The organism is Kiloniella antarctica, from assembly GCF_042682825.1.
Lineage (GTDB): Bacteria > Pseudomonadota > Alphaproteobacteria > Kiloniellales > Kiloniellaceae > Kiloniella > Kiloniella antarctica.
The window spans coordinates 1195034-1216906 of the sequence record NZ_JBHUII010000001.1 but is presented as its reverse complement, the minus strand read 5'-3'; the positions used below and the strand labels follow the sequence as shown (position 1 = coordinate 1216906).

19 protein-coding genes are annotated in these 21873 nt (G+C 45.9%); 7 read left to right on the top strand and 12 right to left on the bottom strand.

Annotation, left to right across the window (positions count from 1 at the left end; all coding sequences use genetic code 11):
• Nucleotides 1-36 precede the first annotated feature (36 nt).
• Nucleotides 37-591, bottom strand: a complete 555-nt coding sequence (locus ACFSKO_RS05770; RefSeq protein ID WP_380249326.1) for an ActR/PrrA/RegA family redox response regulator transcription factor — start codon at nt 589-591, stop codon at nt 37-39.
• 108 nt (nt 592-699) lie between these two features.
• Nucleotides 700-2040, bottom strand: a complete 1341-nt coding sequence (locus tag ACFSKO_RS05765; RefSeq protein WP_380249324.1) for an ActS/PrrB/RegB family redox-sensitive histidine kinase — start codon at nt 2038-2040, stop codon at nt 700-702.
• Between the two features lie 104 nt (nt 2041-2144).
• Here ACFSKO_RS05765 and ACFSKO_RS05760 point away from each other — a divergent pair, with 104 nt between their 5' ends.
• Both ACFSKO_RS05760 and ACFSKO_RS05755 read left to right on the top strand, forming a co-directional pair.
• Nucleotides 2145-2969, top strand: a complete 825-nt coding sequence (locus tag ACFSKO_RS05760) for an ABC transporter ATP-binding protein (RefSeq protein WP_380249322.1) — start codon at nt 2145-2147, stop codon at nt 2967-2969.
• A 2-nt stretch (nt 2970-2971) separates the two neighbouring features.
• Nucleotides 2972-3838, top strand: coding sequence for an ABC transporter permease (locus ACFSKO_RS05755; RefSeq protein ID WP_380249320.1), 867 nt, complete (start codon nt 2972-2974; stop codon nt 3836-3838).
• A gap of 78 nt (nt 3839-3916) precedes the next feature.
• Here ACFSKO_RS05755 and cobT read toward each other — a convergent pair whose 3' ends face one another.
• On the bottom strand, nt 3917-4948 hold the full coding sequence (gene cobT, locus ACFSKO_RS05750) for a nicotinate-nucleotide--dimethylbenzimidazole phosphoribosyltransferase (protein WP_380249450.1): 1032 nt from the start codon (nt 4946-4948) through the stop codon (nt 3917-3919).
• A 196-nt stretch (nt 4949-5144) separates the two neighbouring features.
• Between cobT and ACFSKO_RS05745 the strand changes: the two genes are divergently transcribed.
• Nucleotides 5145-5999 (top strand): adenosylcobinamide-GDP ribazoletransferase, encoded by an 855-nt coding sequence (locus ACFSKO_RS05745; RefSeq protein WP_380249318.1) that lies wholly within the window; start codon nt 5145-5147, stop codon nt 5997-5999.
• A gap of 9 nt (nt 6000-6008) precedes the next feature.
• The gene (locus tag ACFSKO_RS05740; protein ID WP_380249316.1) at nt 6009-6674 is read left to right on the top strand and encodes a histidine phosphatase family protein; all 666 of its coding nucleotides are present in this window, start codon (nt 6009-6011) and stop codon (nt 6672-6674) included.
• 31 nt (nt 6675-6705) lie between these two features.
• On the opposite strand, the gene ACFSKO_RS05735 is transcribed toward ACFSKO_RS05740, so the two are convergent.
• Entirely contained in the window at nt 6706-8247 is a 1542-nt protein-coding gene (locus ACFSKO_RS05735; protein ID WP_380249314.1) for an inorganic phosphate transporter, read from the bottom strand.
• Between the two features lie 555 nt (nt 8248-8802).
• Here ACFSKO_RS05735 and ACFSKO_RS05730 point away from each other — a divergent pair.
• A complete protein-coding gene (locus ACFSKO_RS05730) occupies nt 8803-9504 on the top strand; it encodes a lipid-binding SYLF domain-containing protein (protein WP_380249312.1) in 702 nt (233 codons plus the stop codon).
• 233 nt (nt 9505-9737) lie between these two features.
• Here the strand turns inward: ACFSKO_RS05730 and ACFSKO_RS05725 are convergent, their stop codons facing one another.
• The 3 genes from ACFSKO_RS05725 to ACFSKO_RS05715 all read right to left on the bottom strand — a co-directional run bounded on the left by ACFSKO_RS05725 (nt 9738) and on the right by ACFSKO_RS05715 (nt 11972).
• Nucleotides 9738-10679, bottom strand: coding sequence for a cobalamin biosynthesis protein (locus ACFSKO_RS05725; protein WP_380249310.1), 942 nt, complete (start codon nt 10677-10679; stop codon nt 9738-9740).
• Between the two features lie 109 nt (nt 10680-10788).
• Nucleotides 10789-11265: a hypothetical protein gene (locus ACFSKO_RS05720; RefSeq protein ID WP_380249308.1), complete on the bottom strand. Its 477-nt coding sequence runs from the start codon at nt 11263-11265 to the stop codon at nt 10789-10791.
• A gap of 11 nt (nt 11266-11276) precedes the next feature.
• Nucleotides 11277-11972 (bottom strand): EI24 domain-containing protein, encoded by a 696-nt coding sequence (locus tag ACFSKO_RS05715; RefSeq protein ID WP_380249306.1) that lies wholly within the window; start codon nt 11970-11972, stop codon nt 11277-11279.
• A 327-nt stretch (nt 11973-12299) separates the two neighbouring features.
• On the opposite strand from ACFSKO_RS05715, the gene ACFSKO_RS05710 reads away from it, so the two are divergent.
• Together ACFSKO_RS05710 and ACFSKO_RS05705 are read left to right on the top strand one after the other, a co-directional pair.
• On the top strand, nt 12300-12917 hold the full coding sequence (locus tag ACFSKO_RS05710) for an SCO family protein (protein ID WP_380249304.1): 618 nt from the start codon (nt 12300-12302) through the stop codon (nt 12915-12917).
• 58 nt (nt 12918-12975) lie between these two features.
• Entirely contained in the window at nt 12976-13698 is a 723-nt protein-coding gene (locus ACFSKO_RS05705) for a M48 family metallopeptidase (RefSeq protein ID WP_380249302.1), read from the top strand.
• 72 nt (nt 13699-13770) lie between these two features.
• On the opposite strand, the gene ACFSKO_RS05700 is transcribed toward ACFSKO_RS05705, so the two are convergent.
• The 5 genes from ACFSKO_RS05700 to recF all read right to left on the bottom strand — a co-directional run bounded on the left by ACFSKO_RS05700 (nt 13771) and on the right by recF (nt 21841).
• Complete coding sequence (locus ACFSKO_RS05700) at nt 13771-15264, bottom strand: peptidoglycan-binding protein (RefSeq protein WP_380249300.1); 1494 nt, start codon at nt 15262-15264, stop codon at nt 13771-13773.
• Nucleotides 15265-15381: 117 nt separating this feature from the next.
• Nucleotides 15382-15819, bottom strand: coding sequence for a hypothetical protein (locus ACFSKO_RS05695; protein WP_380249298.1), 438 nt, complete (start codon nt 15817-15819; stop codon nt 15382-15384).
• Between the two features lie 68 nt (nt 15820-15887).
• The gene (locus tag ACFSKO_RS05690) at nt 15888-17975 is read right to left on the bottom strand and encodes a transglycosylase domain-containing protein (RefSeq protein ID WP_380249296.1); all 2088 of its coding nucleotides are present in this window, start codon (nt 17973-17975) and stop codon (nt 15888-15890) included.
• 194 nt (nt 17976-18169) lie between these two features.
• Nucleotides 18170-20623, bottom strand: coding sequence for a DNA topoisomerase (ATP-hydrolyzing) subunit B (gene gyrB / locus ACFSKO_RS05685; protein ID WP_380249294.1), 2454 nt, complete (start codon nt 20621-20623; stop codon nt 18170-18172).
• Between the two features lie 36 nt (nt 20624-20659).
• Nucleotides 20660-21841: a DNA replication/repair protein RecF gene (recF, locus tag ACFSKO_RS05680; RefSeq protein ID WP_380249448.1), complete on the bottom strand. Its 1182-nt coding sequence runs from the start codon at nt 21839-21841 to the stop codon at nt 20660-20662.
• Nucleotides 21842-21873 lie beyond the last annotated feature (32 nt).

Genomic DNA, 21873 nt, shown 5'->3' with positions numbered 1-21873 from the left:
AATTGGCTATCAGTAGATATGCGGCCTCATTCCTAACTAAGCGTGTGGGGCATATTTAGCTAATATACGTTGCAGCGTACGACGGTGCATCCGTAACCGACGAGCTGTTTCCGATACATTCCGGTCACACTGCTCATATACTCTTTGAATATGTTCCCAACGCACCCGATCAGCAGTCATGGGTAACTCTGGCGGCGGTGGCATGTCCCCATCTTCACTTGATTGTAACAACGTCGCAGCAACTTGATCAGGATCCGCAGGTTTGGGTAGATAATCCAAAGCACCCACTTTAACCGCAGCCACAGCCGTCGCAATATTGCCATAGCCCGTCAAAACGACAACACGTGCATCTTTTGACGTTTCATGAATGGCTTTGACAACATCAAGCCCGCTACCATCCTGTAACCTCAGGTCAACAACGGCATATTCCTGATTTTCAGAGTTTGCCAACCGCGTGCCATCAGCAACAGAGTTAGCGACAGTAACGGCAAAACCCCGGCGCTCCATAGCTCGCGACAACCGCTCGGCAAAGCGTTCATCGTCATCAACAATCAGCAGCTTTTTAACTTCAGCTTCTTGTGAATCCGGCATTACTTATTTACCCCTAGATCATATCAATTTTTTTAGTTGTTATCTTATTTTAGGGACACAGTCCCTATTGGTCAAAGCACCAAATGTCTGACCAGCTTTGCAAAATGATCATGCTTGATTAACAACGACTTCCAATCTTTGTCTCGGCCATATGATGGTAACAACAGCCCCCCCCTGAAGGTGGTTTGAATAGGTCACTTTGCCTCCTGTATGCGCCAAAAGTGTCGTCGCTATAAAAACACCCAACCCCATATGTTCACCATCTTCTTCTTTTCGCGAAGAGATGGATTTCTGCGTCTGCTCTCTAGTAGAAATTAAAGGGTCACCCAATCTCCCTAAAATCTGAGGATCAAAGCCGGGTCCGTCATCATGAATCGTTAAAGAAATCGTTCGATTATTCCAGACAACGGAAACCTCTACTTTTTCTTCCGCGAATTGAATGGCATTTTGAGCAAAAAGCCCCAGACTATGCAAAATTTCAGGACTCCGTAGCACCATCGGATGTTCACTTTTGTCTTCTGAATCAGAAGTGATCGACGTTTTTATTTCAAGCTTTTCATAGGGTTCAACAGCCGTTTCAATCAAACTTACAATGGGAATTATATTATAAGGATCCCCGCCATCTTCTTCAGGCCAATTCGATAAGTTTTGTAAAATCTCACGACACCTCAAAATTTCGCTTATTAGAAGCTCGACATCCGGTAAATATATATCATCCGGCGGGAGCTCTTCTTTCATCTCCTTAGCAACAACAAACATTGTCCCCAATGGACTTCCGAGTTCATGCGCCGCCGCTGCTGCTAGACCTCCTAAAGCAGAAAGTTTCTGTTCTCTGGCCAGAGCCATTTGCGATGCCACCAAGGCCATCCCCATTGAACGCGCCTCTTGCGTTAAAGATGAAACGTATACCGCCAAGAAAATTGCCGTAAAAACGAGTGCCGCCCAAAGTCCGTACAGATACAACGAATGTAGAAAAAAACTACCTTCCGGCCAAGGAATTGGCGCGTACCAAAAAACATTAACTGTTACTGAAATAATGGCCAATAGACTCAAAACGAAGGTACTACGACGGGTTAAAATTGATGCAGAAACGGTTACGGGTCCCAAAATTAATATGGAAAAAGGATTGGTCAATCCCCCCGTTAAGGATAACAGAACCGAGACTTGCAACAAATCAAACGCCAAAGCCATGGTTGCTTCTTTGTTCCTCAACCAGGAAGATGCCGGTCTGGTTGTTATCTGAGCAACATTTAGAACACCCGAAATAAAAACCACAAACAAAGCCGGAATAAGAGGAAGCTCAAGGCCCAATCCAAAATGTACTGTAAACAAGGCTACAGTTTGACCACACAGCGCCATCCATCTGATAAACACCAGCGTCCGTAAACGTACCCGCCCTTGTTCGGGTTGAAATCCCACCTCAGGCTCTAAGCTGAAAGAAGCATTCAATTTTTTCACCTTGTTTTTTAATTGCTATATTTATTTTGTTTTAAATATCACTCTCATGGCAAAACAGAACAAGAATTGTTTATTAAACCTGTTATATTATTGAAATGACACAACCAGCTATCGATGTTCAAAACCTCAGTAAAAGTTATGACGATGTTCTCGCCGTAAAATCAATTTCTTTTTCGGTCAAGCCCGGCGAAACCGTAGCCCTTCTTGGTGGAAATGGCGCAGGCAAAACCACTACGATTTCGATGCTTTTGGGAATCCTGTTGCCAACAGCTGGAACTGTACGGCTACTCGGAGAAGATATTGCCCGTGATCGGTACAGAGTTATGCATAGAATTAACTTTTCATCACCCTATGTCGATCTTCCAAGACGCCTGACAGTTCGACAAAATCTGATTTTTTTCTGCAAATTATACGGTATCGTCAACGCCAAAGAGCGCATAATGGCTCTTTGCGAAGAACTTGATCTACGCGCATTTATCGACCGTCCCACGGGGAGCCTATCTGCTGGACAAAAAACACGTGTATCCGTTGCCAAAGCTTTGGTTAATAACCCTGAAATCCTCCTTCTAGACGAACCCACTGCCTCACTTGATCCAGATACCGCCGACTGGGTCCGGAGTTACCTAAAAAACTATCAGTCTCGCCATCAAGCAGCTATTTTGTTGGCATCTCATAATATGTCAGAGGTTGAGCGTATTTGTGACAACGTTCTGATGATGAAACGTGGAAGGATTGTTGATCAAGGAACACCCACTGAGTTATTGCACAGATATAGTAGAACAAATCTGGAAGAAGTCTTTCTCGACATTGCCCGCGACAGGGTCAACCCTGATCGTCAAGACAGCGATCTCCCCGGCGATTTTCCCGGCGATTTTCCCGGCGATCACCCACGAGATAATCTAGAGCTTGGAGATATTTAAATATGACAAAAGCTCCATTCCAAACACCGTCATCAACACCACAAAACGCCCCGCAGTTCACAGTAATCAGAAACTCATCCAGCCTGATGCGTATCTATGCCGTCTTACTCCGGCATCTCTATTTGATGAGAGCATCTTGGCCACGAATACTTGAGATGATGTATTGGCCCTCTATCCAAATGGTACTTTGGGGATTTATCACTCAATTCCTTATGACCAACAGCGACTATATCGCTCAGGCCTCCGGGGTGTTAATTTCTGCCGTATTGCTTTGGGATATTCTTTTTCGAGGTCAACTAGGCTTTAGCTTATCTTTCCTTGAAGAGCTTTGGTCGCGCAACATTGGTAATCTGGCCGTCAGCCCCTTACGTCCGGTAGAATTTCTCATCAGCCTGATGATGATGAGTATGATCAGAACCATTATCGGGATTGTACCTGCGACTTTTTTAGCCGTCTTGTTTTATGAAGTATCGATTTACGACCTTGGGTTACCACTGGTGCTGTTTTTTTCAAACCTGCTAATTATGGGATGGACTATTGGCTTGCTGGTTTGTGCCCTCATATTACGCGTTGGGCTGGGGGCAGAATCAATGGCGTGGCTTACCATCTTTCTGATCGCTCCAATTTCTGCGATCTATTATCCCGTCTCAATTCTTCCCGATTGGTTACAGACTCTCGCTTGGTGTCTGCCGACAGCCCCCGTGTTCGAAGGCATGCGCGCTATTCTTTTTGGAGAGGGTTTTCAGCTCTCGCTCTATTTGCATTCACTTGGATTAAACCTGATCTACTTCACTCTTGGGATGGGCATCTTTCTCTGGTCTTACCGTGTTGCGAGAAAGCGCGGTCTCTTGTTGCAGATTGGCGAATAGAACAGGCTGATTCTAGATTGATCCAACACCTGGACACCCTAATCTCGGGCATCACAGGTATTGATCATAGCATCAAACTTAATCAGCGGGACCACTAACACCAGCTTCCGCAAAAGTTGCCATGCCGTTGTGACAAGCACAGGCTGCCTTTAAGATCTGGATGGCCAAAACAGCGCCGGAGCCTTCGCCCAAACGCATATTAAAATTAAGCAGAGGTTCCTTGCCAATGTTTTTCATCAAGGCTGCGTGTCCAGGTTCGACAGATTGGTGCCCCACAACGCAGTGATCAAGCAAACGATCATCAATAGCATGGAGAACAGCTGCTGCTGCCGTACAGGTATATCCATCCAACACAACAGGCGTTCTAGCCAAACGAGCGGCAATAATCGCTCCGAGAATAGCCGCCAGTTCAAAACCTCCGACGCATCTCATAACCTGGAACGGATCTTTTTCAAATGTCGGCTTATGCAAGGCAATCGCCTGATTAATCAACGTTGTTTTAAGGGTGAGCGTCTCATCGTCAACCCCTGTGCCACGCCCAACCCAGTCAGCAGCATCACCGCCATACAAAGCCGTACAAATTGCCGCGGCCGAAGTGGTATTTCCAATACCCATTTCACCAAGAGCAAGAACTTCGATGCCTTCTTCAACGGCCATCATTCCATAAGCAACCGCACGTACAAAATCATCTTCGCTCATAGCCGGAGCTTGACTGAAGTCGGCCGTAGGCTCATCCAGAGCCAGCTCATAAACTCGAAGATCTGAATCTGCCATGCTGCAAAGTTGATTTACAGCTGCGCCACCGTGAATGAAATTCGCAACCATTTGCTTAGTGACTTCTGTGGGATAAGCAGAAACTCCTTTGGCTGCAATTCCGTGATTGCCCGCAAAAACAGCGGTAAAAGGGCGTTCAACTTCCGGTTTTGTCCGGCCCTGCCAAGATGCCAGCCAAATCGCCAGTTCTTCCAAACGACCCAGAGCACCAAGAGGTTTTGTTAACTGACTCTGACGTTCTTCTGCTGCTTTTGCAGCTTCCCTGTCTGGCCCCGGTAGCTCCTTTAACAGAACTCGAATTTCATCTAATGTTGAAATAGAAGCCGCATTGGCCATCATTTTTCTCCCTTACCCCTGATTTAACACAGGAAGTCATCACTTTTTGATCATCAAAGCACTTTACAGAACCGCGATTGAACGGCAATGGTTGCTTAGGAATTTGAAACTTACGGCAAAGCCATAACATAGCACCAAGACTTTGTCTTTACCCCAGAACAACACTATTTGTCGCATTAGCCCTAGAAAGGCATCCATGACCAATTCGACCACAAAAATACAGCTTTTTCTCAAGACATTTGAACAAGACATCCGTATTGCTTTTGCCTTTCTAACACGCATACCTGTGTCCTATCCCGTCGATAAAGATGGCAAGGCAATAGATCGTAACCTTGCCGATGCCTCTTGGGCTTTTCCTTTTGTTGGTCTTATCGTCGGTCTATGTGGCGCTTTGGTACTGATTATTTCGGACACGCTTCTTCATTTACCCATCTATGTCAGCGCCCTCCTCGCCATAACAACGACGATCATAATAACGGGTGCCTTACACGAAGATGGCCTCGCAGATGTCGCAGATGGTTTCGGCGGTAGTCATGACCGGGATCGTAAACTCGAAATTATGAAAGACAGTACCGTGGGAAGTTACGGTTCTCTCGCGCTTTGTATTACCGTCTTGTTGCGCACTGTCTTACTTGGCAGCTTGCTCGATTGGGGCGGCATGGATGTTTCTCAAGAAGGCGAAGGTTTTTTCATGGACCTCCCGACAGGCATCATCGCAATCATGATCTCTGCCCACATCATCGGGCGGGGATATGCGCCCCTGATTATGAGCCACCTTCCCCTTGCGCGTAAAAATGGGTTGGCTGCAATGGCAAACAAGCCCAAACTCCGCAGCAGTTATGGCGGATTTCTCATCACCTTGATCTTCGTTTTTAGTCTTCTCCCGTTCTTCCCAGCCCTGATTGTTTTGTCCTCAGCCTTTTGTGTTCTGATACTTCTTTCCTGGTTGAGCCTAAAGCAAATAGGGGGATACACCGGAGATGTCCTCGGCTCTGCGGTATTGCTGTGTGAAATAGCCGTCTACCTCAGTGCTTTAGGCACGCTAACTTAGGAACGAATGATGACACAAACACGTTGGTGGTGGATCCGACATGCCCCTGTCACCGAAAACAACGGCACCATTTATGGCAATCAGGATCTAAACTGCGACTGTAGCAACGAGGAAGCGTTCAAAGCTCTTGCCTCTGTTGTGCCTTCTGATGCGATTTGGGTGACAAGCAACTTAAAGCGCACAAAGCAGACAGCAGAAGCCGTTCAAAACCAGATGACAGCATCAGACTTTCCGTCTTTCACCGAGATCCCCGAACTTCAGGAACAATGCTTTGGCGATTGGCAGGGCATGACCCACAAGCAATTGGGTGAAATCCGCGGGGAAGCCTGGCATCGTTTCTGGCTTGCACCAGCTGCCGAAGCCCCTCCGGGTGGTGAAAGTTTCGAGGCCTTAATGGAAAGAACTTCAACCGCCATTGATATGTTGAACAATACCCATAAGGGGCGAGATATTATCGCTGTGACCCATGGTGGAACAATCCGAGCTGCCGTCGCTAAAGCATTGGGGCTGACTTCTGAAAAAGCCTTGGGACTCACTATTGGCAACCTGTCACTCACAAAGCTTGATCACTATGGTGCCGAAGAGGATCCCATCCAGGCACATTCCTCATGGGGCGTAGATTGTATTAACGCTGAACCACTTAGATTTCATGCCACAAAAAAGGCTCCTCAATAGGAGCCTTTTTTTAATGAACTATCAGTGCTAACTACATAACTTGCGTAATCACAAAGAAGATTGAAGCTGATAGCAAGGCTGACGCAGGTACAGTAATAACCCAAGCAGCAATGATCGTTGTGAAATGAGACCGACGGACCAGTTTCCGACGCCCTAATTCTTCCCGGTCGGCATTGCTCGTACCGTGGGAGTCTTCAGGATGACGGGTATGCTGCTTTACATACTGGCGACGACGTGAGCTATTTCGGGTGTAATATTCCCGGAAGAAACCAACACCAAACACGGCACCAACAGCAATATGCGTAGAGCTAACCGGAAGACCGAGTGCAGAGGCCATAATCACCGTGATTGCAGCAGAAAGTGCCACGCAATAAGCCCGCATCGGGTTCATCTTGGTAATTTGTTCTCCAACCATTCGAATTAGTTTAGGGCCATAAAGGAATAAGCCCAAACTAATCCCCATCGCCCCGATCACCATCACCCAAATCGGGATCGTAACCTTGGCCGCGATATCCCCGGATTGGGCAGCGTGCATCACCGCAGCAAGCGGACCAACAGCATTGGCAACATCATTTGCCCCATGGGCAAATGATAAAAGTGCCGCTGAGAAAATCAGAGGTAGATGGAACAGTTTACGTAAAGACTGGTTTCGATTTTCCAACCCCTCAGATTGCTTGCGAATAACGGGCTTGAGGGCAACATACGATGCAATAAAAATTCCAAAGCTGATTAAAACTATAATTTCAAAATCTGGTTTCCAGATCTTTTTTAAGCCCTTCATCATCAGATAACAGGAAAAAGCTGTCGCCATAATAGCAAGCAACATCGGCACCCAGCGTCGCGCTGCAGCAATTTTATCATCCTGATAGATAATATTACTTTTAATAAACGCTAGGAAAATAGCGGCGACTACACCACCAAGGACAGGAGAAATAACCCAGCTTGCCGCAATCTTACTCATGGTAAACCAATTAACCGCGCCAAAACCAACGGCCGCTATACCAGAGCCCATCACCCCTCCAACAACAGCATGTGTCGTCGAGACGGGAGCTCCAATATAAGTTGCGAGATTCACCCATAGCGCAGATGAAAGCAGCGCTGCCATCATAAGCCAGATAAAAGTCTGACTATCTGGCACCAATGAAGGATCAATGATCCCTTTTGAAATAGTTGAAACAACATCGCCTCCGGCCAACAATGCGCCCGCGCTTTCAAAAATCGCGGCAATAAACAAAGCCCCCGTCATGGTCAAGGCACGAGAACCAACCGCAGGCCCTACATTATTGGCAACATCGTTTGCCCCAATGTTCAGCGCCATATAACCGCCTAGTGTGGCCGCAACAACGATGTAGACTGCGTTTGGTTGCGCACCAATAAGGATTGATGCAAACCCGCCCGCAACCGCAAGAAAGAGTATCGCAAGGCCTGGCGCAAACAGTTGCTGGGAAATAGACCGTGTGGCCTCTTCTAACGTTACAATCTTGCTTAGATCTTTATCTAAGGAAGGCTTCGCTAATTTGGCTTCTTTCGAAGAAGCATTGTTCGCTTTACCTGATTGATTAGACGTCGTCATTTTTAAAACCTTCACACCACTATTTGGGTTATCCCGGCAACATGGGGCATCAGTACAATTTTGAAATGTGATAGTTTCGTTGCAGATAAATGACAAATTATCGTTTCGTGACTCTAATGTTACAGCAATATGACAGGATCAGCTTTGGTCACCCAAAAACACTTCGCCATTAGCTTCACAAAAACATAATTTGCCCATTATTATCTCTGATACTTACTCCAATACCCAAAACTCACCCAGTAAAAGTTGATGGTCTCAACATGATAACACATCGTGGATTTCTAAGACGGCTCTTATCGGGCATAGCAATGGTTGACACCATGTCTTACGCTTTTATCTAGAACAGGGCTTTCGCATGACGACATGCCTGCATAAAATTCGACCACCTTCATGGCCCCTCAATCCCACCTTGCGAATTGTTGCGCTCGCAGAGCCTCATATAGAGAAAATACATGACACAAAATGTCTCTGCCCCTTTTTGTATTTTCCTGTAATACTACAACCAGAATTTAATCATACTAATCCAACCCAACAGCTACCGACCAGGAGAACAAAATGATCAAGCAGCTCTCACAGGCTTTCCCTTTAGCCAGCGCCATGAGGCTTGCGTTTATCATCAGCCTACTCAGCCCACTTGCCCTTCTCACCCCCGCGCAAGCCGCAAGCGATGCAGAGGAACTCGTTGGAGAATCCCGATACACCCTTGAAAAAATGTTAAGTAATCCTGACTATGCCATCCTGAAAAAGTTCGCCAACAAAGCTAAGGGCGTCTTGATCATCCCGCAATTGGTCAAAGGTGGATTTATCGTTGGGGGTGAAGGCGGTTCCGGCATTTTACTGGTAAAAGGTTCTGATGGTACCTGGAGTAATCCGGCTTTTTACACTCTCGCCGCTGGCAGCATTGGCTTGCAAATTGGAGGGGAAGTGTCCGAAGTTGTTTTTACACTTATGAACCAAGGTGCTGTCGATGCAATGCTAGACAGCGAAATCAAATTTGGAGCAGATATATCAATTGCTGTCGGACCTTTTGGAGCTGGTGCAGAAGCTTCTACCACAACTAATCTTGATGCTGATGTTTATGCGTTCTCCAGCTCGGTGGGACTGTTTGGGGGCGGTGCCCTAGAAGGAGCCAAGCTCTTTACCCGTGAAAGTTATAACTCCAGTTATTATGGAGCAGGCGCAACTCCGCGTGCCATTACCATAGAGCGCGCTTATTCAAACCCACACTCTGAAAAACTTAGAGCAGCTCTGCCTTAGATCGATACTTTTGTGTTCTTTCCCTCAAAAAAGCCAGCCAACGATCTTTGGCTGGCTTTTCTATACTACCAGCCCTTAACATCAACTCCTCGGAATCTCGCCTCTCTCTTCCAGCAAGAAAGAAATTACTAGTGAAATACTACACCTCAGAAGCTTGTTACTCCCTGCCAAAGCTTTTCAAAGTGTGATTACAGCCAACACTCTAAATGAGTAAATATTAAAAATCTAAAGCCTTAGATTGTAAATCTCAACAAAACCGCGCCCGCAATTAAACCGATGCCCATAATACCCGCAATGAGAACCACAAGGTTTCCTCGCTCCAATTCTCTACGCCAATTACTCTCACTTGGTCCGCTAGAATTGAGTCTTAGCGCCCCACCCAAGGCGGCATCCGCCATACGTTTTCCCCGCCAACAACGGGAAAAAGCCTGCCCAAGAGAAGTCCCCGGCACAAAGATGGACGCACATATAAACAAAAGGGCACTCAACGCATCCGGAAGAACAAGGAGAACCTGATCAAAGGCCATAAAGGCTCTGCTAAAATTATGTTCCAACGGCGCTTGAAGGTGTCTTTGTCGATAAAACCTTACGCCTTGATGAACAGCCTGCTGTACAAACAAACCCGGTAGTCCCAATAGACCATACCAAAGTGCAGGAGCAACAAAACCAGTAACAAACCCTCTGGCCATACCTCCAACAGAAACCACAGCCATCTGGCTTTCGTTTAATCGATTGAGGTCCGGCAACCGAAACAAAGTCGATACCAGTGGGTAGAGTTCCCCCCTGGCCGTGACCAAACTTTTAAGAGCTAAGGCCTTACGTACCCGTCTCAACCGAACCTGATGCGCACGATGATCAAGGCAAAAGGCAATAAAAAACACCTCAATCAACCATAAAAATGGCGCATTACGGGTAATGATAGAAAGAGCATATCCTGCTGCCCCAAATATAATGGCGATAAGAATCACGGATATAGAGCCGTTCAAAAAACTCAAAGAGGATGATTTACTCGAACGATTTAGTGCACCATCAAATTTACGAATAAAAACGGCCATCAGTCGTCGAGGTCTTGGTAGCCATCGATCTATAACAACAGATCCTCCGTAGATGGCCTCTACCCCAAGAGCAAACAACAAAAGAAAGAGTGGTTCAGCAGAACCATATACACCAGGCAAAGGGCGACCTATCTACCATCTAAATCAAGTTCCTGTGCATCATTCACTTATTCCTCACCGATGGGAAGAGCTGAGGTCAAAAATTATACCGGAGCCTAATTGGAGCTCATCAATTTTTGCGTGAAAGCAACAAGATACGGAGGCATTTCCTGCTGTCCATTGGACGGACATGTTCATCTCTGGCTTCAATATAAGTTGTCTTTGCATCATAAAGAACCAGATCTAAAACACAGGATTTAGTGGAGTATTGCCAAATTTCAGCAGGGCTTTCATTTCGAATCAGCGATGGATCGCCCAGAATTTCCACCAGTTGCTGCGCATCAATTCCTAATAATTTTTCAGGGTTATCATCTATTTTTGGCGGTAGAAGTGCTGTCTCATGATCGAGCGCAGTAAGCTCCTCTTCTTTTACCTTGTCACCCTCATCAACTACTTTTGGTTTGTTGTCTGCGCTTTTCAACTCTATCTGCTGAGTTGCACTACTTTCAGCACCAATGACAGGCTTAGATTTACGCCCAGATTTCCCGCAGGCGCTCACACCAACGCTAAGTAGCACGACAAGGAGCAATTTTAAGTACGGAGACATTTGAAATCTAATCAAGCTGATATGCGACGAGCCCGTTCAAAACGGTGTAACATAAAGGCCGTTGCCCAAATAGGCATAACAATATTCAATATCGGAATGGTCAAAAGAAAAGCAAGAAGGAAGCCTGAAACCATCACACCGCCACTATTCATCTTGCGAGCTTTTTTGGCTTCAGCAAGCGGATAACGGCGCTGTGCAACCATTTCAAAATACTCACGCCCAAGCAGATATCCATTGATCAAGTAGAACACAAACAAGTTTACTACCGGAATAAAATAAAGCGGTAACGCGATAATATTCACCAGGAGAGTAACGCCAACAAAAGAAATTGAGCCCATGATTGTCTCTGCCAAAGGAGGCTCACGCCCCGGTTCCAGCTCGGGATAGTGTTTTGCTTCAACAGCTCTCGCTATATCTTCCAAAAACAACGGGATAATGATCAACATTACAGAAGGGAAAAGCATAAAGCTTAAAAATACGACCCCAAACCAAGACAGCGTCTCAGCTATCGTAACCATTATAGAAACAAACCAGTTATCTGATTCAGCCCATCCCACGATGAGCGCATCCAAAAAACTAACCCCATATCCAGCCAAGCTCCATAAAAGAGCAAAAATCACCAGTGACGCACCAGCTGAAATAAAGAAAACTTTGCGGAAAGCTGGATCACCAGTTTGGCCGAAGGCTTTTGAAAGATCGCTGAACATTGAATTGATTTCCGTTGCTTATATACTTCTGGACATTGGGACGAGAGACCTCAAATACAACCACAGTCGTCTATCACAGCCTACGCCCCCCGAATGGTCTTAATTCATTAAGGGGGAAACACGTCTTTTTCAAGGCTTCATCCTTAAACCCGACAATTAATAAGCATTCTACCGCATATTATTTCTTGAATTTATCTTGAATTGATATGGGCGTTTATGCCGCAAGCAGTCTGCCACCTAAAAGGTACTGGGCTGTTGTTTTCCCTGCCAGTTACCGCTAAAAACATCTTACCCTTTTCAAATATCGCATTTTTATTGGATCTCATCATGCCGAAAAGCTTTATCGCACGCTCAGCCTTCATTCTTTGCCTCGGATTAATTGTTGCTGCAGCAGCGTTTATCGGGATGAAGTATTTTGATCAATCCACTGCGACCAAAAAGACAAGCGCACTTATCGGCGGACCTTTCAATTTAGTTGACCACACAGGAAAAGCAGTAAGTGAAAAGGATTTTCAGGGTAAGTACATGCTAATTTATTTTGGTTATACTTATTGTCCTGATGTCTGCCCGACCTCGCTCACACTTTTATCCGAAGCAATGGATATTATCGAAGCAAAAGACCCTGCCCTCGCCAAACTTGTCACCCCAGTATTCATCACTGTTGATCCTGAGCGCGATACTGTTTCTGCAATGAACGATTATGTGGAAAATTTTTATCCGACGATGATCGGCTTAACAGGAACCACAGAACAGGTTTCTGCGGCGGCAAAATCCTACCGGGTCTTCTATCAAAAGGCAGAAGTTGAAGACAGTAATGAATACCTTATGGATCATTCCTCTATTACTTATCTAATGGGACCAGACAGTAATTACGTAAAACATTATGGACATGGTACAGGACCTGATGTGATGGCCGCCTCAATGTTGGAAATTCTCACCCAATAAAGGCTTAAGCACGTAATGTTAGCTTGTCGGGGCGAGCACGCCCCGATAGGCTCTGCCTATGAAATCTCAGCAACAATCGCATACACTGGATATCGAGGGGCGCAAAGTTGGCGTTATCGTTCAACCTCACCCAACTTCTCGTAAATTGTCGTTGCGTTTAGTTCCTGGGGAAGATGCAGTTAAAGTTGTTGCTCCCATTGGATGCCCTCTCTCCGAAATATTAGAATTTGTTAACCGCCAAAAAAACTGGGTCGCCGAGCGGTTTAACCAACATCCTATAAAAAAAGATTATCAAGACGGGGATTCCATTCCTATTCTGGGAAGAGAACACATAATAATTCGAATTAATCCAGAAAACAGCCCCCGCCAGTCGAAAGGCGTTGCTTGGCTGGAGGCTGAACAACTCTTTATTAAATCACACCCTGAACACCTTCCTCGTAGAGTAAAAGATTTCTTAAAAAAGGAAGTCCGTTTCGAAATTGATCTCCGCGCTCAAGAAAAAGCCGCTTTGATAAATAAAAAAATAACGGCGATTCGGATAAAAGATACAACCAGCCGTTGGGGCAGCTGTTCGACACACGGAAATCTCAATTTTTCCTGGCGCTTAATTTTTGCCCCAGAGCAAGTACTCGACTATGTAGTTGCCCACGAAGTTGCGCACCTTGAACACATGAATCACAGCGCAGCCTTCTGGGCGGTGGTTGATGAGTTAACCAACGCCAGAAAATGGTCTCAGAATTGGTTAAAGATAAATGGCTCTAAACTACTTTCCTATTGCTAAGGCCATTGATTTTCTAAATTGAAAGATCTTTGTCATTCAAGATTCTCAATTACCTTTTGGCAAGATTCTCAATTACCTTTCGGAATAAACTTCCAATTCTATAATTCTGAAATCTCCGCCATGATTTCCCATAACAAACCCATCAAACTCACCCGTTAATTTCGTGTCTGTTACCGTAAAGAGAATATTATCATCAAGCACCACTTCGATTACTCCTTCGCCATTGCGCCTAAGCTCTACATTATGAATTTCCCCTGTTAACTCCTGAGATAGAGCCATAGAACCAATAACGGACTGCCCGTCAAAAGATGTGCGAAGGAGTTGGATTGAACTGTTGCTACCCGTATTATAAGCGACTTTATAACCGTTTATTCTTGATGTTCCTTGATAGACCCCAAAGATCAAGCGACCGTTTGCAAGTAACCCATTTACGTTTACACGGGCTGAAAAACTGTTCGAAATGGGTGATGCATTATAGATTTCGGCATAGCCCGTATAATCATCTTGTTCTTCATCCTCTTGCGTCGCTTTTGCAAAGATATCAGAAAAAATACCGACAATCTCCTCAGTATCGCTTTTCTTTTTATTGGATGGCTTAATTCTCGGGACAGGAACTGATGTATATAGGTAATCCCGGTTTCCAACACTGAAACTCCCAGATTCTACAACCCAACGTGGGTTCAAAGTATAATCGCCATCGCGAAAATTATCATACAGAACACGGGTCAACCACGGACGATCATAATCCGCCAAAATAGCAGAGACTCGCTGTTTGTACTGAGTCCCAGAAAGGGGCGCATTTTGACCATCTTTGTCCAGTTCACGGAGTTGTGTTAGGAGCACATCTTCTCGCTTGATCTCCATAGATTCAGCTGTTTTCCCATCTGCAAAATTCCGGGACCGAAGATCACTTAGGATTTCTCGACTGACAAGGCCATCTACATCTATACCAAAGTCAGATTGATATGACCTAATCGCTCGGAGGGTACGTTCCCCCGGCAAACCATCAATCGGGCCAGGATCATACCCTGCATCCCTCAACCGCTTTTGAAGTTCTCGCTTTTCCGTACGGGACAATTCTGTCGTCTCATTTTCCAGAGCTGAGGGTGATAGCGTTGGTTCTGGATCAGACCACAAAATGACTGGTTCTGACGTATGCTGTTCTTTTTGTTCATTTTTTTCAATGCTTTGGGTTTGAAGCGGCTTCCATTCAGTAGCGAGTTGTTGTGCACGAGAAATTTGTTGCGCCGACATAAATTTCGTCAAACTGTCACGCGCTCTTCTTGCTTCTCGATCCCCTTGAGAGGACGCGAGGTTAAACCACTTGTGTGCTTCAACATAGTCCTGAGGTGTGCCATAGCCTTTAGAGTACACATAGCCCAACATAAACTGTGCATCTCTATCACCAGTCTGTGCAATAGATGAAAAATCTTGGTAAGCACTCGTGTAATCACGGTTTTCAAATGCTTCCATTGCTTCATCAAAACTTGCCGAATAAGCAAAAGAGCCAAAGACCATGCTGCAACTGATAATACCAGCATACAAAAGTTGCTGAATTAGCTTCATTTCAAACCTTCCCAATTAGGTAACCACACTCTGGTTACACTCCACCCCTCTACAGTATAAACATTGGAATTTGTCGAAAATATGCAGCACCTTATAAGAGTTCAACCTCTCAATATATCAACCATGGGCTAAGCTACTCACAGAAGGAACCCACATATAGCCCGAAGGGCTTGCAAGATAACTCTCTCTCAAACCATGCGGTTTATCTTGTGCTGGCGCAAAGATATCGTAATTTAATTTTTCCGCCCTTTGACAGGCCTCATCTGGATCAAGATTATAAAGCCTTAATTCAATCCCTACCCCACGCAAAGTCCCATTACAAAGTAAACCTGAAAGCGGGTGTCTGTCATAAGTATGATCACCATGGATCATAAAAATTTGCTCTAGATACCGAACGACAGCGAAATCTTTATCAGACCTCAGCACTTCAAGTAACAAAACGCCTGTCAAAAATTCGAGTTCACTTGCTACCGAGTTGACCAGAAGGTTGATACCCAAACCCGACAACGATCTGCCAAATTCTGGAGCATCCATCTTTTCTATTTTATCAATCATAATCGCTAAATCCTCATAGTGAATGCGAAATCGCGATCCAAAAATTTAGCAATTAGAGCGCTTTAGTTCTATTTGAATTTACCCGTGCCTTGATTTGAAGGTAGGTAGTCCATGTCATTTTTATCACGCTCTTTTTTTGTATCGTTTGAGGTCTTTTCAGAGCTGGTACCAAGTCTCCCAAAAAGGCTCTCTAAAAACCCTGAGGCTTCTTCAACCACGTCTTCGATGACTGTCGGAGATTGTTGGGGTAACTCTGCAACTGGTTTTCCCTGTTCCAATTCACGAACAAGATTTCCCCAAACCTTTGCCGGCAGTGATCCGCCTGTCACCCCTTTCATCGGTGAATTATTATCATTCCCAAACCAAATTCCCGCGACGGTATAGGGTGTATAACCAACAAAAAGTGCATCTCGGGAGTCCTGGGTTGTACCCGTCTTACCGGCCGCTGGGCGTCCGGTTTGTGCTGCCTTACCTGTTCCCCATGACACAGTAGCGCTCATCATGTCGTTGATCATTGCCACGTCACGTTTTTTAACGACCCGGCCCAGACCACTTCCCTTACGAACGTAGAGCTTATTACCCTTGCGATCTTGGATTTCCATTATCCCATAAGGTTGAACTGCGTTCCCCCCATTGGCAAAGACAGCGTAAGCACCTGTAAGCTCCAACAAAGTCACCTCGGAAGCACCAAGCGCGATAGAGGGGGATGCGTCAAGTTCTGATTGGATCCCCAGTCTTTGTGCGGCCTCAACAACTTTCCGTCGCCCCACTTTTTCAGTGACCTGAACCGCAACCGAATTCATAGAACGCGCAAAAGCATCCCGAAGCGTTACGTCCCCATAGTACTTGCCATTATAATTACCCGGCTTCCACTTCCCAACTTTAATTGGCTTGTCAGTGAAACGACTGTTCGGGCGCATACCACTCTCAACACCCGCCAAAAATACAAAGGGCTTAAAAGCAGATCCTGGTTGGCGTAGAGCCTGTGTGACTCGATTAAATTGGCTTGTTCGATAATCTTTACCCCCGACCATGGCGGTAACAGCTCCATAGTTGGACATCACCACTGCAGCGCCTTGGCCAACTTTGTATTTTGAGCCATTGTCCTTTAGCGCCTTTAGCAGTGTTTTCTCGGCTTGACGTTGATGGCGGGTATTGAGCGTCGTGTGAACAACAATATCGCCTCTGTACCCGCCAATATAGTCATCAACTTGCCGTAGCACCCAATCAGCGAAGAAGCGGTCCTGACCATTTTTATTTCGTTTAAGAGATGGGCGGTTCTTCTTTGCTTTTGCAGCTTCTTCTGCAGAAAGAAACCGCGCCGCAACCATCGCATCGAGAACGATATTAGTCCGCGTTTCAGCTTTCGCGGCGCTACTGTTTGGGTTGTATCGTGAAGGGGCCTTTAGAAGGCCTGCAATCAAGGCAGATTCATACAGTCCCAATTTACGGGCAGATAACCCGAAATAGATCCGTGCAGCTGCATCAACACCATAGGTACCTGCGCCGAAATACACCCTGTTCATGTAGATGGTAAGGATTTGGTCTTTGCTAAATTTTTGCTCCAGCCAAATAGCCAGTAAAGCTTCTTGAATTTTACGTTTTAAACTTCGCTCTGAACTTAAAAACAGATTTTTGGCCAACTGTTGGGTGATGGTTGATCCCCCATGTGCCATACGCCCAGCCTTAAGGTTCACCAACATCGCTCTGGCAATACCAAGAACATCAATACCAAAGTGATCATAAAAGCGTCGGTCTTCGATAGCAATAATCGCTTGAGGTAAATAAGGTGACATCTCGTTGACTTCGAGAACTTCTCCGTAGACGTCTCCGTAACTGGCAAGCCGTATTCCGTCATTGGACATCAAGGTCACAGAGGGACGGCGCGAAATTTGATCCAGATTCCCCACATCCGGTAAATCCCAAGCGTACCAACCAACAACACCACCAAGTAGAACCAGCCCCCAGATAGAGAGTACTGAAGCCCAAAGAAACAGCTTTTTAACAACACCATTTTTACGGACGGCTTTCCTTCTAGCCGTTTTACGTGAAGAAGTCCTCCGCTTTTTCGGGGCAGCTTTCTTTGCTGTCCCTTTTTTCTCAGGAGACGCTTTTCTACTCGCGCTGGTTACCCGGCTTTTGGAATCAGCTTTCAAAGACTTTGCACCTCGTGAGGAAGCCTTTTTTGGTGTTTTTTTGTCAGTGGCCATAATTCAATTATTAAACTATTCAGATAAGTCGTGCTATAGGCAGATACATGTCAAGAAAGTGACAAACATCCCTTTTTCAAAGAAAAAAGGTCGGACACCATAGTAGCCCGACCTTCCATTTTTCTTAGTTCGTATAAAAATTATACGTCCAAATTCTGAACGTCCAAAGCATTACTCTGAATGAACTCTCTACGCGGTTCGACGACGTCACCCATCAGGGTAGAGAAAATATCATTCGCCTCATCAATATGACCAACTTTTACTTGAAGAAGCGTACGGGCGTTTGCATCCAAAGTGGTTTCCCAAAGCTGATCAGGGTTCATTTCCCCCAAGCCTTTATATCGAGAAACGTTGATGCCCTTACGACCGAGATCAAAAACAAGGTTGGCCAATGCATTTGGGCCCGTAATTTGTGTTTCCTTATCTTTAACCCGGTAAGTAGAGCTTGATGCATAAAATTCCTGCATTTCTTCCGCCATATTATTCAAACGGCGCGCTTCACCAGTACGTGCCAAAGTCACGTCAATAACCCGACGCTCGGTTAAGCCTCGCAAGGTACGTGACAACGTAAGAACACCATCTACAGTATTGGCTTCGGCCTGCCATCCACGCTGCAACTCAGGAAGGTTGTCATTCATCCGTTGCGCAATTGTATCGCCAAGTGTCTGCGCACGATTTTCATCAAGAAGTAGTTGTTCATTAAGGGCACCAACAATTGCGGCCTGCTCAATAAGCTCCACACTTCCAACCTTACGAATTAAGGGTTCCATAAGATTACGTGCAATAACCGCATGTGTAACAACTTTGATTAGATCTTCACCTGCAACCTGAACTCCTTGTTTCGTCGAAAGTGTCGCTTCCTTAACACCGTTACCAATCAGGTATTCTTCCATCATGCGATCATCTTTGAGGTAGCGTATAGAATCTCCACGTTTGGCACGATAAAGTGGTGGTTGCGCAATATAGAGATACCCGCGTTCGATAAGTTCAGGCATCTGACGATAAAAGAACGTCAGTAAAAGAGTACGAATGTGGCTACCATCCACATCCGCATCGGTCATAATAATAACTTTGTGGTACCGGATCTTATCGATATTAAATTCATCCCGTCCAATACTGGTACCCAACGCTGTAATCAGGGTTCCAATTTCAGTGGATGACAACATTTTATCAAAACGGGCACGCTCAACGTTCAGAATTTTACCACGCAGTGGCAAGATAGCCTGTGTTGCTCTGTCACGACCTTGTTTCGCAGATCCCCCCGCAGAATCACCCTCCACCAAGAAGAGTTCAGATCGGGCCGGGTCTCTTTCCTGACAATCTGCAAGTTTTCCTGGAAGAGATGATATATCCAGCGCACCTTTACGACGGGTTAGATCTCGTGCTTTCCGCGCAGCTTCACGCGCAGCCGCCGCTTCAACAACTTTCCCGACAATACGTTTTGCTTCTACAGGATGCTCTTCAAAGAACTGGCTGAGTCGGTCGTTTACGATATTCTCAACAACAGGGCGTACTTCAGAAGAAACCAACTTATCCTTTGTCTGACTGGAAAACTTAGGATCAGGAACCTTAACAGAAAGAACACAGGTGAGACCTTCGCGCGCATCATCGCCTGTTAAGCTGACTTTTTCTTTCTTCATAATACCTGAAGAGGTCGCATAATTATTAATTTGTCGCGTCAATGCAGCACGGAAACCGGCAAGGTGTGTACCGCCATCACGCTGTGGGATGTTATTTGTAAAACAAAGCGTGTTTTCGTGATAACTGTCGGTCCACTGCATCGCGACTTCAACAGTCACGCCATCTTTCTCTGAAACCATATAGACAACATCATCAAACAGAGACGTCTTGGTCCGATCCAGATACTGAACATAAGCTCTCAAGCCACCTTCGTACACGAACACTGATTCTTTTGGCTCTGCATGGCGATCATCACGTAACGTAATCCGCACACCCGAATTCAAGAACGAAAGTTCCCGAAGACGATGCTCCAGAGTATTAAAATCAAACTCCGTCATTGTGAAAGTTTCTTTTGATGGCATGAAAGTTACATGTGTACCTTTTCTACCATTCGCAGGACCCAATTCGACAAGGTGATCAACAGCATCACCATGAGAGAAAGCGATATAGTGTTCAATATCATTACGGTAGATATGGAGCTCAAGCTTAACAGACAGGGCGTTTACAACTGAAACACCAACACCATGAAGACCACCGGAGACCTTATAGGAATTTTGATCAAACTTTCCGCCGGCATGAAGCTGGGTCATAATAACCTCAGCAGCAGAAACGCCTTCTTCCTCATGAATATCAACAGGAATGCCACGTCCGTTATCATGAACAGTCACAGATCCGTCACCATTGAGAATGACAGCTACAGTATCACAGTGACCAGCCAAGGCTTCATCGATCGCGTTATCAACAACCTCGTATACCATGTGGTGAAGGCCAGAACCATCATCCGTATCACCGATGTACATACCGGGACGTTTCCGCACGGCTTCCAGGCCACGCAGCACCTTGATAGAATCGGCATCGTATGCGCCGTCATTTCTATCTTTATTTTGGTCTTGCATATCGCCAGTATCGGTCATTTTTACCACTTTCTTCCTAGTTTGACGTTCATCGGCTTAAAGGCCAGTTGTCGCTGAAAAAACAGCGCCGTCTTTAATCGTTAAATGTTGCGCTTTACTTCCAAGGCTGGAGAACACTTCGGCATCCGTACCCGTCATCCAAGCTTGGCAACGCAAATGTATTATTTCTTCAAATAGACTATGTCGACGCGTCTCATCCAAATGAGCCACCACTTCGTCCAATAACAACAGCGGCGGCGCGCCTCGTTCCAACATCACCAACCGAGCATGCGCCAACACAATCGATAATAACAATGATTTTTGCTCACCTGTTGAACACAAAGCAGCAGGCATATCTTTTTCCACATGGTGAACCGCAAGATCGCTTTTATGTGGCCCCCAAGAAGCCCCCCCAGAAACTGCGTCTTTAGAGCGGCTATCTGATAGGCACCGCCTTAAATCTTCTTCGACAATCAAAGCTGGCTTTTCACCCAACCACGTCTCAACAGCACCCTCAAGAGCCAATCCAGCTATCGGAAAATCCCCTACAGTTTCAGCACATGCCTCAATTAACCGTTCTGTAATCTCTCTACGAGCGACAGCTATAGCAACCCCATGTCTGGCCATGCGATCTTCCAGTGTCGATAACCAGGCTTGATCGGGATTACCCGCCCTCAGAAGGCGAGAACGTTCTCTTAATGCATGATCATAAGCACTGGTATTTCCGGCATGAGCCGGATCAAACCCCAGAACCAAGCGATCTAAAAACCTACGCCGCCCAGACGCACTGTCCCTAAGTATCCCATCCATTTGCGGAGTCAACCAAATCGCTGAAAAAACCTCTGCCAAGGATTGTTGACTTTTGCAGTTCTCACCGTCCACCCGAACCAAACGGCGCTCTCGCATTGCGCCTATCATGTTTACAGGATCACGCCCAGTTCCAATGTCACGAAAACCTTCAGTTGTCGATACTTCGGCTGCAACGGCCCAAGCTTCCGGAGCTCCAGAAGGTGTACGCCTTGCAATCTCTGGTAACGGCGCACTCCGAAGCCCTCTCCCGGGCGTCAAAAGCGATATTGCTTCCAATAAATTGGTTTTCCCAACGCCATTCCCCCCTGTGAGGACAACGGGACGAGCATCAACCACTATTTCTGCGCGTTCGTAACTACGAAACTGGGTCAACACGACCCTTCGCAGCCACAAGCTATCTGACAAATCTTCGTCAGTCACAAATGACATTCCATTCGGTGTGACAGCCAGCATAAGATTGC

Bases quoted from the DNA above. Each gene is read 5' to 3' on its own strand.
- ACFSKO_RS05770 (WP_380249326.1), bottom strand. From the start codon at position 591: ATGCCGGATTCACAAGAAGCTGAAGTTAAAAAGCTGCTGATTGTTGAT.
- ACFSKO_RS05760 (WP_380249322.1), top strand. From the start codon at position 2,145: ATGACACAACCAGCTATCGATGTTCAAAACCTCAGTAAAAGTTATGAC.
- ACFSKO_RS05755 (WP_380249320.1), top strand. From the start codon at position 2,972: ATGACAAAAGCTCCATTCCAAACACCGTCATCAACACCACAAAACGCC.
- cobT (WP_380249450.1), bottom strand. From the start codon at position 4,948: ATGGCCAATGCGGCTTCTATTTCAACATTAGATGAAATTCGAGTTCTG.
- ACFSKO_RS05745 (WP_380249318.1), top strand. From the start codon at position 5,145: ATGACCAATTCGACCACAAAAATACAGCTTTTTCTCAAGACATTTGAA.
- ACFSKO_RS05740 (WP_380249316.1), top strand. From the start codon at position 6,009: ATGACACAAACACGTTGGTGGTGGATCCGACATGCCCCTGTCACCGAA.
- ACFSKO_RS05735 (WP_380249314.1), bottom strand. From the start codon at position 8,247: ATGACGACGTCTAATCAATCAGGTAAAGCGAACAATGCTTCTTCGAAA.
- ACFSKO_RS05730 (WP_380249312.1), top strand. From the start codon at position 8,803: ATGATCAAGCAGCTCTCACAGGCTTTCCCTTTAGCCAGCGCCATGAGG.
- ACFSKO_RS05720 (WP_380249308.1), bottom strand. From the start codon at position 11,265: ATGTCTCCGTACTTAAAATTGCTCCTTGTCGTGCTACTTAGCGTTGGT.
- ACFSKO_RS05715 (WP_380249306.1), bottom strand. From the start codon at position 11,972: ATGTTCAGCGATCTTTCAAAAGCCTTCGGCCAAACTGGTGATCCAGCT.
- ACFSKO_RS05710 (WP_380249304.1), top strand. From the start codon at position 12,300: ATGCCGAAAAGCTTTATCGCACGCTCAGCCTTCATTCTTTGCCTCGGA.
- ACFSKO_RS05705 (WP_380249302.1), top strand. From the start codon at position 12,976: ATGAAATCTCAGCAACAATCGCATACACTGGATATCGAGGGGCGCAAA.
- ACFSKO_RS05700 (WP_380249300.1), bottom strand. From the start codon at position 15,264: ATGAAGCTAATTCAGCAACTTTTGTATGCTGGTATTATCAGTTGCAGC.
- ACFSKO_RS05695 (WP_380249298.1), bottom strand. From the start codon at position 15,819: ATGATTGATAAAATAGAAAAGATGGATGCTCCAGAATTTGGCAGATCG.
- gyrB (WP_380249294.1), bottom strand. From the start codon at position 20,623: ATGACCGATACTGGCGATATGCAAGACCAAAATAAAGATAGAAATGAC.
- recF (WP_380249448.1), bottom strand. From the start codon at position 21,841: ATGTCATTTGTGACTGACGAAGATTTGTCAGATAGCTTGTGGCTGCGA.